The organism is Pseudomonas sp. M2 (genome assembly GCF_015751845.1).
GTDB classification, from domain to species: domain Bacteria; phylum Pseudomonadota; class Gammaproteobacteria; order Pseudomonadales; family Pseudomonadaceae; genus Aquipseudomonas; species Aquipseudomonas putida_E.
Genome location: NZ_JADOUD010000001.1, coordinates 2,590,001 through 2,605,165 on the forward strand (window position 1 = coordinate 2,590,001; position 15,165 = coordinate 2,605,165).

6 protein-coding genes, 2 tRNA genes and 6 rRNA genes (1 of these 14 running past the window's edge) are annotated in these 15,165 nt (G+C 56.2%); 10 read left to right on the top strand and 4 right to left on the bottom strand.

Translation table 11 applies throughout. The features are described from left to right. From IWW33_RS12055 to rrf (IWW33_RS12090), 8 genes are all read left to right on the top strand, one after another. Nucleotides 1-365, top strand: a 23S ribosomal RNA gene (locus IWW33_RS12055) (it extends 2,527 nt beyond the left edge of the window). A gap of 131 nt (nucleotides 366-496) precedes the next feature. Next, nucleotides 497-612, top strand: a 5S ribosomal RNA gene (gene rrf / locus IWW33_RS12060). Between the two features lie 447 nt (nucleotides 613-1,059). After that, nucleotides 1,060-2,596 (top strand): 16S ribosomal RNA (locus IWW33_RS12065). Between the two features lie 86 nt (nucleotides 2,597-2,682). Beyond that, nucleotides 2,683-2,759: transfer RNA gene (locus IWW33_RS12070), tRNA-Ile, on the top strand. Nucleotides 2,760-2,783: 24 nt separating this feature from the next. Next, nucleotides 2,784-2,859: transfer RNA gene (locus tag IWW33_RS12075), tRNA-Ala, on the top strand. Between the two features lie 236 nt (nucleotides 2,860-3,095). Next, a 23S ribosomal RNA gene (locus tag IWW33_RS12080) occupies nucleotides 3,096-5,987 on the top strand. 131 nt (nucleotides 5,988-6,118) lie between these two features. Beyond that, a 5S ribosomal RNA gene (gene rrf, locus IWW33_RS12085) occupies nucleotides 6,119-6,234 on the top strand. Between the two features lie 109 nt (nucleotides 6,235-6,343). Next, nucleotides 6,344-6,459, top strand: a 5S ribosomal RNA gene (gene rrf / locus IWW33_RS12090). The 16S, 23S and 5S rRNA genes sit together here with 2 tRNA genes alongside, the layout of an rRNA operon. 54 nt (nucleotides 6,460-6,513) lie before the next feature. Here rrf (IWW33_RS12090) and IWW33_RS12095 read toward each other — a convergent pair. Next, on the bottom strand, nucleotides 6,514-7,212 hold the full coding sequence (locus IWW33_RS12095) for a GntR family transcriptional regulator (RefSeq protein WP_046788330.1): 699 nt from the start codon (nucleotides 7,210-7,212) through the stop codon (nucleotides 6,514-6,516). 205 nt (nucleotides 7,213-7,417) lie between these two features. Between IWW33_RS12095 and lapG the strand changes: the two genes are divergently transcribed. Both lapG and lapD read left to right on the top strand, forming a co-directional pair. Beyond that, nucleotides 7,418-8,179, top strand: a complete 762-nt coding sequence (lapG, locus tag IWW33_RS12100) for a cysteine protease LapG (RefSeq protein WP_174142630.1) — start codon at nucleotides 7,418-7,420, stop codon at nucleotides 8,177-8,179. A gap of 10 nt (nucleotides 8,180-8,189) precedes the next feature. Further along, nucleotides 8,190-10,136, top strand: a complete 1,947-nt coding sequence (gene lapD / locus IWW33_RS12105; protein WP_174142627.1) for a cyclic di-GMP receptor LapD — start codon at nucleotides 8,190-8,192, stop codon at nucleotides 10,134-10,136. Nucleotides 10,137-10,194: 58 nt separating this feature from the next. On the opposite strand, the gene IWW33_RS12110 is transcribed toward lapD, so the two are convergent. From IWW33_RS12110 to IWW33_RS12120, 3 genes are read right to left on the bottom strand one after another with little or no spacing between them, the layout of a single operon-like run. Next, nucleotides 10,195-11,553, bottom strand: a complete 1,359-nt coding sequence (locus IWW33_RS12110; RefSeq protein ID WP_174142631.1) for an HlyD family type I secretion periplasmic adaptor subunit — start codon at nucleotides 11,551-11,553, stop codon at nucleotides 10,195-10,197. A 7-nt stretch (nucleotides 11,554-11,560) separates the two neighbouring features. Next, nucleotides 11,561-13,717: a type I secretion system permease/ATPase gene (locus IWW33_RS12115; protein ID WP_115273161.1), complete on the bottom strand. Its 2,157-nt coding sequence runs from the start codon at nucleotides 13,715-13,717 to the stop codon at nucleotides 11,561-11,563. A 44-nt stretch (nucleotides 13,718-13,761) separates the two neighbouring features. Beyond that, entirely contained in the window at nucleotides 13,762-15,099 is a 1,338-nt protein-coding gene (locus IWW33_RS12120; RefSeq protein ID WP_174142628.1) for a TolC family outer membrane protein, read from the bottom strand. Nucleotides 15,100-15,165 lie beyond the last annotated feature (66 nt).

Here is a 15,165-nt window from a genome sequence, read left to right on the forward strand (position 1 = left end):
CAAGGGTATGGCTGTTCGCCATTTAAAGTGGTACGCGAGCTGGGTTTAGAACGTCGTGAGACAGTTCGGTCCCTATCTGCCGTGGACGTTTGAGATTTGAGAGGGGCTGCTCCTAGTACGAGAGGACCGGAGTGGACGAACCTCTGGTGTTCCGGTTGTCACGCCAGTGGCATTGCCGGGTAGCTATGTTCGGAAGAGATAACCGCTGAAAGCATCTAAGCGGGAAACTTGCCTCAAGATGAGATCTCACTGGGATCTTGAATCCCCTAAAGGGCCGTCGAAGACTACGACGTTGATAGGTTGGGTGTGTAAGCGCTGTGAGGCGTTGAGCTAACCAATACTAATTGCCCGTGAGGCTTGACCATATAACACCCAAGCAATTTGCTTCTGCAAATTGTGGTGGTGAAGACGAAAGAACCGAAAGTTCGCAACATCACAACTATCGCATATCCGAATTCGCTGGGCTGTCCATCTGGACATTCTGGCTACAGAATTTCTTGACGACCATAGAGCATTGGAACCACCTGATCCCATCCCGAACTCAGTAGTGAAACGATGCATCGCCGATGGTAGTGTGGGGTTTCCCCATGTGAGAGTAGGTCATCGTCAAGATTCATTTCGCAAAACCCCTATCTGCGCAAGCAGGTAGGGGTTTTGTCTTTAAGTAGAAGCTATCGCTTCTCCTGGTGGGCTGAAAGCCAACCGGTGGTGGTAAAAAGGTGGTTGACAGCGTTTTTGAATGCTGTATTATTCACCTCCCGCGACGAGAGATCGAAGCGAGTTAAGTGTCTGAAGTTAAACGAGTTTCTCGCAAAAAACTTCAAAATAAACGCTTGACAGGCTCTGAGGAAAGCGTAGAATGCGCGCCTCGGTTGAGACGAAAAGCTCTTAACCAAACGCTCTTTAACAAATCGAATCAAGCAATTCGTGTGGGTGCTTGTGAGTACGGACTGATAGTCAGAAAGATTATCAGCATCACAAGTGGCCATGCGAGAAATCACATAGTCATTTGAGATTGCTGAGCCAAGTTTAGGGTTTCTTAAAAACCCAAGCAGTATTGAACTGAAGAGTTTGATCATGGCTCAGATTGAACGCTGGCGGCAGGCCTAACACATGCAAGTCGAGCGGATGACGGGAGCTTGCTCCTTGATTCAGCGGCGGACGGGTGAGTAATGCCTAGGAATCTGCCTGGTAGTGGGGGACAACGTTTCGAAAGGAACGCTAATACCGCATACGTCCTACGGGAGAAAGCAGGGGACCTTCGGGCCTTGCGCTATCAGATGAGCCTAGGTCGGATTAGCTAGTTGGTGGGGTAATGGCTCACCAAGGCGACGATCCGTAACTGGTCTGAGAGGATGATCAGTCACACTGGAACTGAGACACGGTCCAGACTCCTACGGGAGGCAGCAGTGGGGAATATTGGACAATGGGCGAAAGCCTGATCCAGCCATGCCGCGTGTGTGAAGAAGGTCTTCGGATTGTAAAGCACTTTAAGTTGGGAGGAAGGGCATTAACCTAATACGTTAGTGTTTTGACGTTACCGACAGAATAAGCACCGGCTAACTCTGTGCCAGCAGCCGCGGTAATACAGAGGGTGCAAGCGTTAATCGGAATTACTGGGCGTAAAGCGCGCGTAGGTGGTTTGTTAAGTTGGATGTGAAAGCCCCGGGCTCAACCTGGGAACTGCATCCAAAACTGGCAAGCTAGAGTACGGTAGAGGGTGGTGGAATTTCCTGTGTAGCGGTGAAATGCGTAGATATAGGAAGGAACACCAGTGGCGAAGGCGACCACCTGGACTGATACTGACACTGAGGTGCGAAAGCGTGGGGAGCAAACAGGATTAGATACCCTGGTAGTCCACGCCGTAAACGATGTCAACTAGCCGTTGGAATCCTTGAGATTTTAGTGGCGCAGCTAACGCATTAAGTTGACCGCCTGGGGAGTACGGCCGCAAGGTTAAAACTCAAATGAATTGACGGGGGCCCGCACAAGCGGTGGAGCATGTGGTTTAATTCGAAGCAACGCGAAGAACCTTACCAGGCCTTGACATGCAGAGAACTTTCCAGAGATGGATTGGTGCCTTCGGGAACTCTGACACAGGTGCTGCATGGCTGTCGTCAGCTCGTGTCGTGAGATGTTGGGTTAAGTCCCGTAACGAGCGCAACCCTTGTCCTTAGTTACCAGCACGTTATGGTGGGCACTCTAAGGAGACTGCCGGTGACAAACCGGAGGAAGGTGGGGATGACGTCAAGTCATCATGGCCCTTACGGCCTGGGCTACACACGTGCTACAATGGTCGGTACAGAGGGTTGCCAAGCCGCGAGGTGGAGCTAATCTCACAAAACCGATCGTAGTCCGGATCGCAGTCTGCAACTCGACTGCGTGAAGTCGGAATCGCTAGTAATCGCGAATCAGAATGTCGCGGTGAATACGTTCCCGGGCCTTGTACACACCGCCCGTCACACCATGGGAGTGGGTTGCACCAGAAGTAGCTAGTCTAACCTTCGGGAGGACGGTTACCACGGTGTGATTCATGACTGGGGTGAAGTCGTAACAAGGTAGCCGTAGGGGAACCTGCGGCTGGATCACCTCCTTAATCGACGACATCAGCCTGCTGATGAGCTCCCACACGAATTGCTTGATTCTTTGTATAAAGACGATGCTGTAACGCGACCCTGTTATAGGTCTGTAGCTCAGTTGGTTAGAGCGCACCCCTGATAAGGGTGAGGTCGGCAGTTCAAATCTGCCCAGACCTACCATTACATGGTTCAGCCGTAGAATACGGGGCCATAGCTCAGCTGGGAGAGCGCCTGCCTTGCACGCAGGAGGTCAGCGGTTCGATCCCGCTTGGCTCCACCACTTTTGCAGTAACTTGTCAGAACTTAGAAATGAACATTCGGCTTGAATGTTGATTTCTGGCTTTTGTCAGATCGTTCTTTAAAAATTCGGATATGTGATAGAAATAGACTGAACACCAGTTTCACTGCTGGTGGATCAGGCTAAGGTAAAATTTGTGAGTTCTGCTCGAAAGAGCAACATGCGAATTTTCGGCGAATGTCGTCTTCACAGTATAACCAGATTGCTTGGGGTTATATGGTCAAGTGAAGAAGCGCATACGGTGGATGCCTTGGCAGTCAGAGGCGATGAAAGACGTGGTAGCCTGCGATAAGCTTTGGGGAGTCGGCAAACAGACTGTGATCCAGAGATCTCTGAATGGGGGAACCCACTCAGCATAAGCTGAGTATCTTGTACTGAATACATAGGTGCAAGAGGCGAACCAGGGGAACTGAAACATCTAAGTACCCTGAGGAAAAGAAATCAACCGAGATTCCCTTAGTAGTGGCGAGCGAACGGGGACCAGCCCTTAAGTTGATTTGAGATTAGTGGAACGCTCTGGAAAGTGCGGCCATAGTGGGTGATAGCCCCGTACACGAAAATCTCTTATCAATGAAATCGAGTAGGACGGAGCACGAGAAACTTTGTCTGAACATGGGGGGACCATCCTCCAAGGCTAAATACTACTGACTGACCGATAGTGAACCAGTACCGTGAGGGAAAGGCGAAAAGAACCCCGGAGAGGGGAGTGAAATAGATCCTGAAACCGTATGCGTACAAGCAGTGGGAGCCTACTTTGTTAGGTGACTGCGTACCTTTTGTATAATGGGTCAGCGACTTATATTCAGTGGCGAGCTTAACCGAATAGGGGAGGCGTAGCGAAAGCGAGTCTTAATAGGGCGTTTAGTCGCTGGGTATAGACCCGAAACCGGGCGATCTATCCATGGGCAGGTTGAAGGTTAGGTAACACTGACTGGAGGACCGAACCGACTACCGTTGAAAAGTTAGCGGATGACCTGTGGATCGGAGTGAAAGGCTAATCAAGCTCGGAGATAGCTGGTTCTCCTCGAAAGCTATTTAGGTAGCGCCTCATGTATCACTGTAGGGGGTAGAGCACTGTTTCGGCTAGGGGGTCATCCCGACTTACCAAACCGATGCAAACTCCGAATACCTACAAGTGCCGAGCATGGGAGACACACGGCGGGTGCTAACGTCCGTCGTGAAAAGGGAAACAACCCAGACCGTCAGCTAAGGTCCCAAAGTCATGGTTAAGTGGGAAACGATGTGGGAAGGCTTAGACAGCTAGGAGGTTGGCTTAGAAGCAGCCACCCTTTAAAGAAAGCGTAATAGCTCACTAGTCGAGTCGGCCTGCGCGGAAGATGTAACGGGGCTCAAACCATGCACCGAAGCTACGGGTATCACCTTTGGTGATGCGGTAGAGGAGCGTTCTGTAAGCCTGTGAAGGTGAGTTGAGAAGCTTGCTGGAGGTATCAGAAGTGCGAATGCTGACATGAGTAACGACAATGCGAGTGAAAAACTCGCACGCCGAAAGACCAAGGTTTCCTGCGCAACGTTAATCGACGCAGGGTTAGTCGGTCCCTAAGGCGAGGCTGAAAAGCGTAGTCGATGGAAAACAGGTTAATATTCCTGTACTTCCAGTTATTGCGATGGAGGGACGGAGAAGGCTAGGCCAGCTTGGCGTTGGTTGTCCAAGTTTAAGGTGGTAGGCTGAGATCTTAGGCAAATCCGGGATCTTAAGGCCGAGAGCTGATGACGAGTTGCCTTTAGGCGACGAAGTGGTTGATGCCATGCTTCCAAGAAAAGCTCCTAAGCTTCAGATAACTGGGAACCGTACCCCAAACCGACACAGGTGGTTAGGTAGAGAATACCAAGGCGCTTGAGAGAACTCGGGTGAAGGAACTAGGCAAAATGGCACCGTAACTTCGGGAGAAGGTGCGCCGGTGAGGGTGAAGGACTTGCTCCGTAAGCTCATGCCGGTCGAAGATACCAGGCCGCTGCGACTGTTTATTAAAAACACAGCACTCTGCAAACACGAAAGTGGACGTATAGGGTGTGACGCCTGCCCGGTGCCGGAAGGTTAATTGATGGGGTTAGCGCAAGCGAAGCTCTTGATCGAAGCCCCGGTAAACGGCGGCCGTAACTATAACGGTCCTAAGGTAGCGAAATTCCTTGTCGGGTAAGTTCCGACCTGCACGAATGGCGTAACGATGGCGGCGCTGTCTCCACCCGAGACTCAGTGAAATTGAAATCGCTGTGAAGATGCAGTGTATCCGCGGCTAGACGGAAAGACCCCGTGAACCTTTACTATAGCTTTGCACTGGACTTTGAATTTGCTTGTGTAGGATAGGTGGGAGGCTTTGAAGTGGGGACGCCAGTTCTCATGGAGCCATCCTTGAAATACCACCCTGGCAACTTTGAGGTTCTAACTCAGGTCCGTTATCCGGATCGAGGACAGTGTATGGTGGGTAGTTTGACTGGGGCGGTCTCCTCCCAAAGAGTAACGGAGGAGTACGAAGGTGCGCTCAGACCGGTCGGAAATCGGTCGTAGAGTATAAAGGCAAAAGCGCGCTTGACTGCGAGACAAACACGTCGAGCAGGTACGAAAGTAGGTCTTAGTGATCCGGTGGTTCTGTATGGAAGGGCCATCGCTCAACGGATAAAAGGTACTCCGGGGATAACAGGCTGATACCGCCCAAGAGTTCATATCGACGGCGGTGTTTGGCACCTCGATGTCGGCTCATCACATCCTGGGGCTGAAGCCGGTCCCAAGGGTATGGCTGTTCGCCATTTAAAGTGGTACGCGAGCTGGGTTTAGAACGTCGTGAGACAGTTCGGTCCCTATCTGCCGTGGACGTTTGAGATTTGAGAGGGGCTGCTCCTAGTACGAGAGGACCGGAGTGGACGAACCTCTGGTGTTCCGGTTGTCACGCCAGTGGCATTGCCGGGTAGCTATGTTCGGAAGAGATAACCGCTGAAAGCATCTAAGCGGGAAACTTGCCTCAAGATGAGATCTCACTGGGATCTTGAATCCCCTAAAGGGCCGTCGAAGACTACGACGTTGATAGGTTGGGTGTGTAAGCGCTGTGAGGCGTTGAGCTAACCAATACTAATTGCCCGTGAGGCTTGACCATATAACACCCAAGCAATTTGCTTCTGCAGATTGTGGTGGTGAAGACGAAAGAACCGAAAGTTCGCAACATCACAAATATCGCATATCCGAATTCGCTGGGCTGTCCATCTGGACATTCTGGCTACAGAATTTCTTGACGACCAAAGAGCATTGGAACCACCTGATCCCATCCCGAACTCAGTAGTGAAACGATGCATCGCCGATGGTAGTGTGGGGTTTCCCCATGTGAGAGTAGGTCATCGTCAAGATTCATTTCGCAAAACCCCTATCTGCGTAAGCAGGTAGGGGTTTTGTCTTTAAGTAGGAACTACAGAGATTCGCGGGTACGTCCATAGGACGGGCCGGCACACAGAATTTCTTGACGACCATAGAGCATTGGAACCACCTGATCCCATCCCGAACTCAGCAGTGAAACGATGCATCGCCGATGGTAGTGTGGGGTTTCCCCATGTGAGAGTAGGTCATCGTCAAGATTCAAATCCAAAGCCCCTGTCTGCACTGCAGACAGGGGCTTTGTCTTTTCCGGGTTATGGCATTGGCTGGGCTGCTTGCTTGTCCAGGTAATTCCTGATAACCCGCGCACCATTGTTCAGATGCTGCTCCAGCACCCTCACTGCCTCGTCGACCAGCTTGTCACTGGCTGCATCCGCCAGTGCGTTGTGATCGTCCTGGGTCAGCTTGCCCAAGCCCATCGACGATAGATGAAAGCGCAGGAAGCGCTCTTCCTCGTTGAGCTCGTCCTCGATCAAGCGCAGTAGCTTCTGGTTCTGAGCCTTGCCGTACAGGGCCATGTGGAACAGCCGATTGAGGCGGCCGATTTCGGCGTGGCGCGTCTCGTTTTCCAATTGCCGGATGTAACCACGTGCCCGGGCGATATCTTCGGCATCGAGCAGGGGAATGGATTGGCGCAGGGCCTCGGATTCGAGCAAAACCCGCAACGCATAAGTGTCGACCGCATCTTCACCAATCAAGGGCGCCACAACTGCGCCCTTGTGCATCTCTACCTTGAGCAGCGATTGCGCTTCCAGCTGGCGCAGCGCCTCACGCACAGGCATGCGGCTGACGCCATACAAGGTCGCCAGCTCTTGTTGGCGCACGGCGGTACCGGGCGGCAGGCGGCCATCGAGTATGGCGCTGCGCAAGCGTTCTTCGATCACGCCACGGGCCAGGTTCGCCGGTAGCTGTTCGCTCGCCAGCACATTGCTCAGTTTGATTTTCTCGGCCACGCGGAGTCTGCCTCGACGACTAAAGTTGGATCCAATGACACTAGTAACAGGCAAGGGGGCTTGTCAAACCAGCTCCCCGCAATGGGGGCGGGCGAAACACGGCCTAGAGATATGGTGGATGAAGACGACTGGCAAAGGAAGCGGCACATACAAAGCATTAACTGGAAAGTCTTGGCTCCCCGACCACCGGCGGCATGATTGCAGGATGCCATTGTTTTTTATGCTGACAGACCTCACCATCGCTGCTTTCGACTGGTCTAAACAGGTCTTCGCAGTGGCGATACCTTGGGTAATCAAAACCGCCGCGCGATGTGTCGGCCTTGCCATTTTGCTGGGCAGCTTGCTGCTGGGCGGTTTGCATGCGGATTGGGATTTTTCCCAGATCAGTCGCAAGTCACAGACCCTGTATGGCCCACTGGGTGCCGGCAAGGGCCGCATCGATGCCTGGCAAGCCATGATGGCCACGCAAAACCAAGGCTCCGAGCTACAACGCTTGCAGGCAGCCAATCTGTTTTTCAACCAGCAATTGCGCTATGTCGAAGACATCGACTTGTGGCGTGAAGTCGACTATTGGGCCACGCCCATCCAGGCCTTGATCAAGGGCGCCGGCGATTGCGAGGACTACGCCATCGCCAAGTATTTCAGCCTGCGCCGCATGGGTATCCCAAGTGAAAAGCTGCGCATCACCTACGTCAAGGCCTTGCGCCAGAATCGCGCGCACATGGTGCTGACCTATTATTCAAGCCCACAAGCCCAGCCGCTGGTACTCGATAGCCTGATGGACGCGATCAAGCCGGCCAGCCAGCGTACTGACCTCTTGCCGGTCTACGCCTTCAATGGTGAAGGCCTCTGGTTGACCGGTGCTGCGGGTAACAAGAAAGTCGGTGACACCAAGCGTTTGTCACGCTGGCAGGACTTGTTAAAGAAAATGCAGGCCGAAGGGTTCCCGGCCGAACCGGTTTACTGAAGGAGCACAGATGTCACTGTTCAAACAATTGCTGTTGGCCATTTGCCTGTTCCTGGTGGTCGCGTTCAGCGGCAGCTTCATGGTCAGCCTGGAGAGTTCACGCAGCCAGTACGTCAACCAGCTGCGCTCACATGCCCAGGACGCTGCCACGGCGCTGGCGCTCTCGTTGACGCCGAACATCGATGACCCGGCCATGGTAGAGCTCATGGTCAGTTCGATCTTTGACAGTGGCTATTATTCGAGCATCAAGGTCGTCGACCTGGCCTCGAATGCGGTGCTGGTGGAGCGTCACGCGCAGCCAGATCCTGGTGGTGTTCCTGCCTGGTTCATCCACCTGATAGGCCTCGAAGCTGCCGGCGGTGATGCCCTCGTCAGCCGAGGTTGGCAACAAGCCGCGCGGGTCGAAGTCATTAGCCACCCGATGTTCGCCATCTCCAAACTCTGGCAGAGCGCCTTGGGCAGCCTGGGCTGGCTGCTGCTCTGCGGTGCAGCGAGCGCGGTACTCGGAGCCTTGCTGTTACGTCGTCAATTGCGGCCGCTGGACTACATGGTCGAGCAGTCCCACGCCATCGCCCGCCGCGAGTTCCTCAGCCTGCCTGAGCTGCCGCGCACGCCCGAGTTGCGTCGTGTGGTGCAAGCCATGAACCAGATGGTGGAGAAGCTCAAGGCCCTGTTCTACGAGCAGGCCGAGCGCAGCGAGCGGCTACGTACCGAATCGTATCAGGACAGCCTGACCGGGTTGTCCAACCGCCGTTACTTTGAAATGCAGCTCAATACCCGAGTCAGCAACCTTGAAGAAGCGAGGGCGGGTTACCTACTGTTGCTGCGTGTTCAGGACCTCACAGGGCTTAACGCCCGCTTGGGCGGCCAACGCACCGACCAGCTGTTGCAGGCGGTCGGTGTACAGCTGCAGCGTACCTGTGCCAAGTTCCCGGAGACCAAAGACCTGATTTCCCGCAGCCGTGGCGGTGAGTTCGCCGTGCTCGCCCCAGGTATGGTGCACGAAGAGGCGGTGCAGCTCGCCCAGGCCTTGGAGGCTACGCTGCAGAGCCTGCACGAGACCGGCGCCACCGATGTCGACCCGGTAGCCTGTATCGGCCTTGCACCGTTCAGCCCCGGCGACGCGCCGCAAGCGCTATTGAAACTTGCCGATGAGGCCCTGGCCCGCGCTGAAAATCAGCCGACACCCGGCTGGGTTTGCCTTGAGCAGGGTGCCGCGGCTGTTGCCGGCGATAGCCATCACGCCTGGCACACGCGGCTTGAGCAAGCCTTCATCAAAGGTCAGTTCGAACTGTTCTTCCAACCGGTTGTGGATTGCAAGGACAAGCAGCGCTTGCTGCACTACAAAGTCATTTCACGGCTGCACGATGATGAAGGCGAGGCAGTGCCGGCCGGCCGCTTTCTGCCGTGGCTCGAGCGCTTTGGCTGGATGCCGCGGCTGGATGTGCTGGTGCTCGAAAAAGTGCTGGCGCACTTGCGTAGCCATGATCAGGTGCTTGCGCTCAACCTGTCGGCTGCGACCCTGGCCGACCCCAACGCTCTGCAGCGGGTATACGATTTGCTTGGGCAATACACCGCACTGGGGCCACGCTTGGTCTTGGAAATCGGCGAAGAGCAATTGCCTGCGCAAGCCGCGCTCGAGCAGTTGACTCGACGCTTGCACGGGCTTGGTTTCGGGCTGGCGCTGCAGCGTTTTGGTGGCCGCTTCAGCATGATCGGTAACCTGGCGCATTTGGGCCTGGCGTACCTGAAGATCGACGGGAGCTACATCCGCAATATTGACCAAGAGCAACACAAGCGTTTGTTCATCGAAGCAATTCAGCGGGCAGCGCACAGTATTGATCTGCCGTTGATTGCCGAGCGGGTCGAGACCGAAGGAGAGCGACAGGTGCTACTGGAAATGGAGGTTCAAGGTATTCAGGGGCAGTTGGTGGGCGAGCCTGCCCCTTGGCGCTGACTTCGGCCTGACAGAGCAGGTGCAGCGCCCTTCCTCAGGGTGGTTGCACCTGTGACAGTCAGCGTTCGCGCAGGGCTTCAGCACGGGCCTTCATGATGGGTTTTAGCAGGTAGCTCATGATGGTCTTCTTGCCCGTCATGATATCCACCGTTGCTACCATTCCTGGGATGATCAGCAACGGTTTCTCGTCAGTGCCCAAGTGGCTTTTTTCCGTGCGCAGCTTGATCAGGTAGTACGTGGTCTTCTTGTCTTCATCGGTGATGGTGTCGGCACCGATCTGCTCCAGCGTGGCCTTCAAACCGCCGTATATGGTGTAGTCGTAGGCCGTGAACTTGACCGTCGCTTCCTGGCCCGGGTGCAGGAATGCGATGTCCTTGGGCAGGATCTTCGCCTCGACTACAAGGCTATCATCCAGCGGCACGATCTCTACGATATCACTGCCCGGCTGGATCACGCCGCCGACAGTGTTGACCAGCAACTGCTTGACGATGCCACGTACCGGCGAGCTGACCATTGTGCGGTTGACCCGGTCATCCAGCGCCCTGCCCGTGGCGGTGGCCTTGTTCAACTCGGTACGTGCCTCGTTGAGCTGAGTCAGCGCCTCGCTGCGGAACTTGCCGCGGGTTTCTTCAATCTTGCTCTGCACTTCCTTGATAGCCGCTTCGGCGCGGGGGATGGCCAGTGCGGTGGAGTCCATCTGCCCTCGGTTCTCTACTTCTGCGCGGCGCAAGCGTAGCACTTCCACCTGGGAAATAGCGCCTTGGGCCACCAGTGGCTCGGACATGGCGATTTCCTGACGCAGCAACTGCAGGCTGTTGGCGTACTGTGACCGCTTGGAGGTGAACTCGCGCAGTTCCTGCTGTTTTTGCACAAGTTGCTGTTCCAAGCCGCTGATCTCATCATGCAGTTGCTGGCGCCGGCTCTGATAGAGCGACTGCTCGCTGGCGGCCTGGCTCGGTGCGGCCTTGCGCAACTCTTCGTCGATCTGCAGCGGCTTGTCGTCCACTTCGGCGCTCAGGCGCTGCACTCGCAGCGCCATCGCCAGACGATCGGCTTCGGTTTCGCCAACGTTGGATGCGAAGCGTGTTTCGTCCAGCCGCAGCAATGGCTCACCGACTTCGACGATCTGCCCTTCCTTGGCATAGATCTGCGCGACGATGCCACCTTCCAGGTTCTGAATTTTCTGCACTTTGGAGGATGGAATGGCCTTGCCTTCACCGCGGGTAACTTCATCGATGGGGGCCACGCTGGCCCAGATGATCATGACCAGGAAGAACGCGATGATGCCCCAGATAGTCAGGCGCACGATGCGTGGCGCGTCTTCGATCAGCGCTTTGTTGACCTCCGGCAGCGGTTGCCCGGCAAGGGACTCCGAGCCCTTGAAGTAACGGCGCAGGCTGTCCTTGAAACGCCCCATATCCAGCTTATGCAACACTGATCTGCCCCTTTTTAAGCGCATCCATGACGGCGGCTTTCGGGCCATCCGCAACAATCTGTCCTCGATCGATGACGATCAATCGGTCCACCAGCGACAGCAAGGACGCCCGGTGGGTCACCAGCAAAACGGTCTTGCCCTCGATGACCGCAGCCAGGCGCTGTTTGAGGCGTTCTTCCCCCGTGTTGTCCATGGCACTGGTGGGTTCGTCCAACAGCAGGATCTGCGGGTTGAGCAGCAGCGCCCGAGCCAGGGCGACGTTCTGCCGCTGCCCTCCGGAAAGGTTCTGGCCGCGTTCGCCGACCTGCAGTTCGTAACCGTCGGGATGCAGGCGAGCGAATTCATGCACGCCGGCCAGCTCGGCGGCTTGCAGGATCAATTCGTCTTCAATGTAGCGGGCACCGCTGACAAGATTGTCGCGCAAAGTGCCTGCCAGCAACTGAATGTCTTGCGGGACATAGCCGATGTTATGGCGCAACTCACTGACGTCGATCTGGCGGATATCCACGCCATCGACCAGCAAGGAGCCATTGTCAGCCTCGTACAGGCCGACGATGAGCTTGGCCAGCGAGCTTTTGCCCGAGCCGCTGCGGCCGATGATGCCGACCTTCTCGCCCGGGCGGATATTCAGGTTGATGCCTTTGAGCGCCAGGTTCTGCTGATTGGGATAGGTGAAATCTACACCCCGGAATTCGACCGCGCCCTGCAGCACCTGACGGCTCAGAGGACGTTCTTCGAAATTGCGCTCCTGCGGTAGCTCCATCATCTGGTCGGTGGCCACCATGGTCACCTTGGCCTGCTGGTAGCGGGCCAGCAAACCGTTGAGCGAGCTCAACGGGCCTAGCGCTCGACCGCTGAGCATGTAGCAGGCGACCAGGCCGCCCATGCTCAGGTTGCCGTCGATGATCAGGTAAACGCCAACGCAGATCATCGCCACCCCCGCCAACTGCTGGATGAGCAAGGTGATGTTCATGGCCAGGCTCGACAGCACTTTGACGCGCAGCTCGAGGCGGCTGAGGGTGCCAAGGGTCTGCTCCCACATGTACTGGCGTTCGCTCTCGGCGTTGTTGACCTTGACTGCGTCCAGACCGGCCAGCGTTTCGATCAGGCTGGACTGGCGCTCCGATGCCAGCGCCATGGTGCGCTCCATGGTCGCCATCAACGGCTTCTGCAGCGCATAGCCGATGCCCAAAGCCAGCGGGAACGCAAGGACCGGGATCCATACCAGATGCCCGCCGATGATGGCGATGACAAGCAGGATCAGCAGGGTGAACGGCAGATCGATCAGGGTGGTCAGCGTTAGCGAAGCGAGGAAGTCGCGCAGGCCCTGGAATTCGTGAATGTTCTGGGCAAAGCTGCCGACCCGGGCAGGGCGATACTTCATCGACATGCCGACGATCCGCTCGAACAGCGTGGCTGAAATGATCAGGTCGGTCTTCTTGCCCGCAAGGTCCAGGCAGAGGCCGCGCAGGCCTTTGAGAATGAGGTCGAATATGTAGGCGAAGCCGATGCCTGCCGCCAGCACCCATAACGTCGACGTGGCCTGGTTGGGAACCACGCGGTCGTACACATTCATCACGAACAAAGGCGCAGCCAGTGCAATCAGGTTGATCACCAAGCTGGCAGCAATGGCGTCGATGTACAGCCATTTGCTGCGCATCAACGTGTCGCGGAACCAGGAGCGGGCGCGCGGGATGAGGTTGCCGTGGTTCACATCGAACTTGTGCTGCGGCTGGGCGAAGAACACTTTGCCGCTGTAGTCGCCCTGCAGCGCCTCGCGGCTCACCAGCACCTCACCGCCGTCGCTTTCACTGAGCAGCAGGCGGGCGGTGTCTTCGTTTTCCCAGCCCACCAGCACTGCACTGCGGCCCTCATTGAGCAGCAGCATGGCCGGCATGGCGATGCTCGGGATCTGCTCCAGCTTGCGCTGAAGTACGCGCCCTTGCAGCCCGGCACGGGCAGCCGCACGAGGCAGCAGATCAGGGGTCAGGCGCTGGGCCGGCAAGGGCAGGCCGGTAGTCAGCATGGCCCTGCTTGCGGGCTTCTGGTGCAGAACACACAGGGTCAGCAGACTATCCAGCAACGGGTCATCGTGCTGGCTGCGTGGATCGTGGCTGAGTTGCACTCGACTGACTTCGGATTCCACGCGGCGCTCTCTTCATCCTTGCGGGTAGATGGTGCGGGTGCGCCTCAGTTCATGCCTGGCAGGTTCACTCGCGGTTTCACATCATTCTGCACAACGGTGGCCATCGGTGCTACGACACCCTGGCTCTTGAGCAGTTGGCCAATGGTCGCCTTGATTCGGTATTGAGTAAACAATTGTATGTTCTTCACCTCAACCAGACGACGCTGAGCAGTGAAGGTTTCATTTTCACTGTCGAGCAAGTCGAGCAGTGTGCGTTCGCCTAGGCTGAACTGCTGCTGGTAAGCGCTGCGTACCCGGTTGCTGTGATCGACGTATTGCTGGGCGATAGGCAACTGGGCGTTGGCGTTCTCTTGCGCATTCCATGCCAGGCCCAGTTCTTCGTTGAGCTGGCGCAGGGCGTTATTGCGAATATCCAGCGCCTGGTTGGCCAAGTATGACTTGGACTCCAGGTCAGCCTTGTTGCTGCCGCCGGCGTACAGGTTGAAGTTCATGCGCAGCATGGCCTGCCACTCATTGTTGTGGCCGACAGTGCCGTCGATGTTGTTATCGGCCGTTCTTCCGAGTTCTGCATCGAACCGCGGATAGAAGCTCGACTTCGCTGCGTCGTACTGTTTCTCAGCCGCGGCGATGTCCGACTCTGCCGAGCGCAGTACTGGGCTGCTCTCTACCATCTGCGCGCGCGCCTCATCCAGAGTTGCCGGCAGCAGGTCGATGAAAGGCGCCGGGGCGCTCAGTTCATCCGGCATCTGGCCTACCACGCTTAGGAAGTTGGTGTTGGCATCGGCGAGGTTGGTCTGCTCGGTTATCAAATTATTGCGCGCTTGAGCCAGACGGGCTTCGGCCTGATCAAGGTCAGCCAGGCGGCCAACACCACGGCTGGTACGCAGTTTGATCTGGTCGAGGATACGTTCGTGGTTGCGCAGGTTTTCCTCGGCAAGGCGAACCATTTCGCGGCGCGACAGCACGTCCAGGTAAACCTGGGCCACGTCAAGCGCGGTGCGCTCCGAGGTGTCCATCAGCGAGTAGGCGCGGGCATTAACGGTGGCTTGTTGACGGCCTACTTCGTTAGAAGTGGCAAAACCGTCAAAAACCATTTGGCGAAGACGGATTGCTGACTCACCGCGATTGAGGGTTTCCCAGCGGTTGCCGGTGCTCGGGCTGTCAGTCCCCTCTCGTCCATAACCAGCGGTCACATCTACCCGCGGCAAATAGCCGCCCTTGGCCGCACGCAGCTGGTAATCGGCCGCCACTCGGGCGTTGACACCCGCCTGGATCTCCGGGTGCACCTCAAGGGCTTTCTGCATGACTTCGGGCAAGGTTTGTGCTTGCAGGAAAGTGGCGGCAAAGGCGAATGGAAGAGCGGTAAACAGTGACGCACGCATTTTTACTGATCCCCGAGGGCGCTGTTGTCCTGAATCACGGCCGAAGCGGTTCAGGTCTGGAAAATG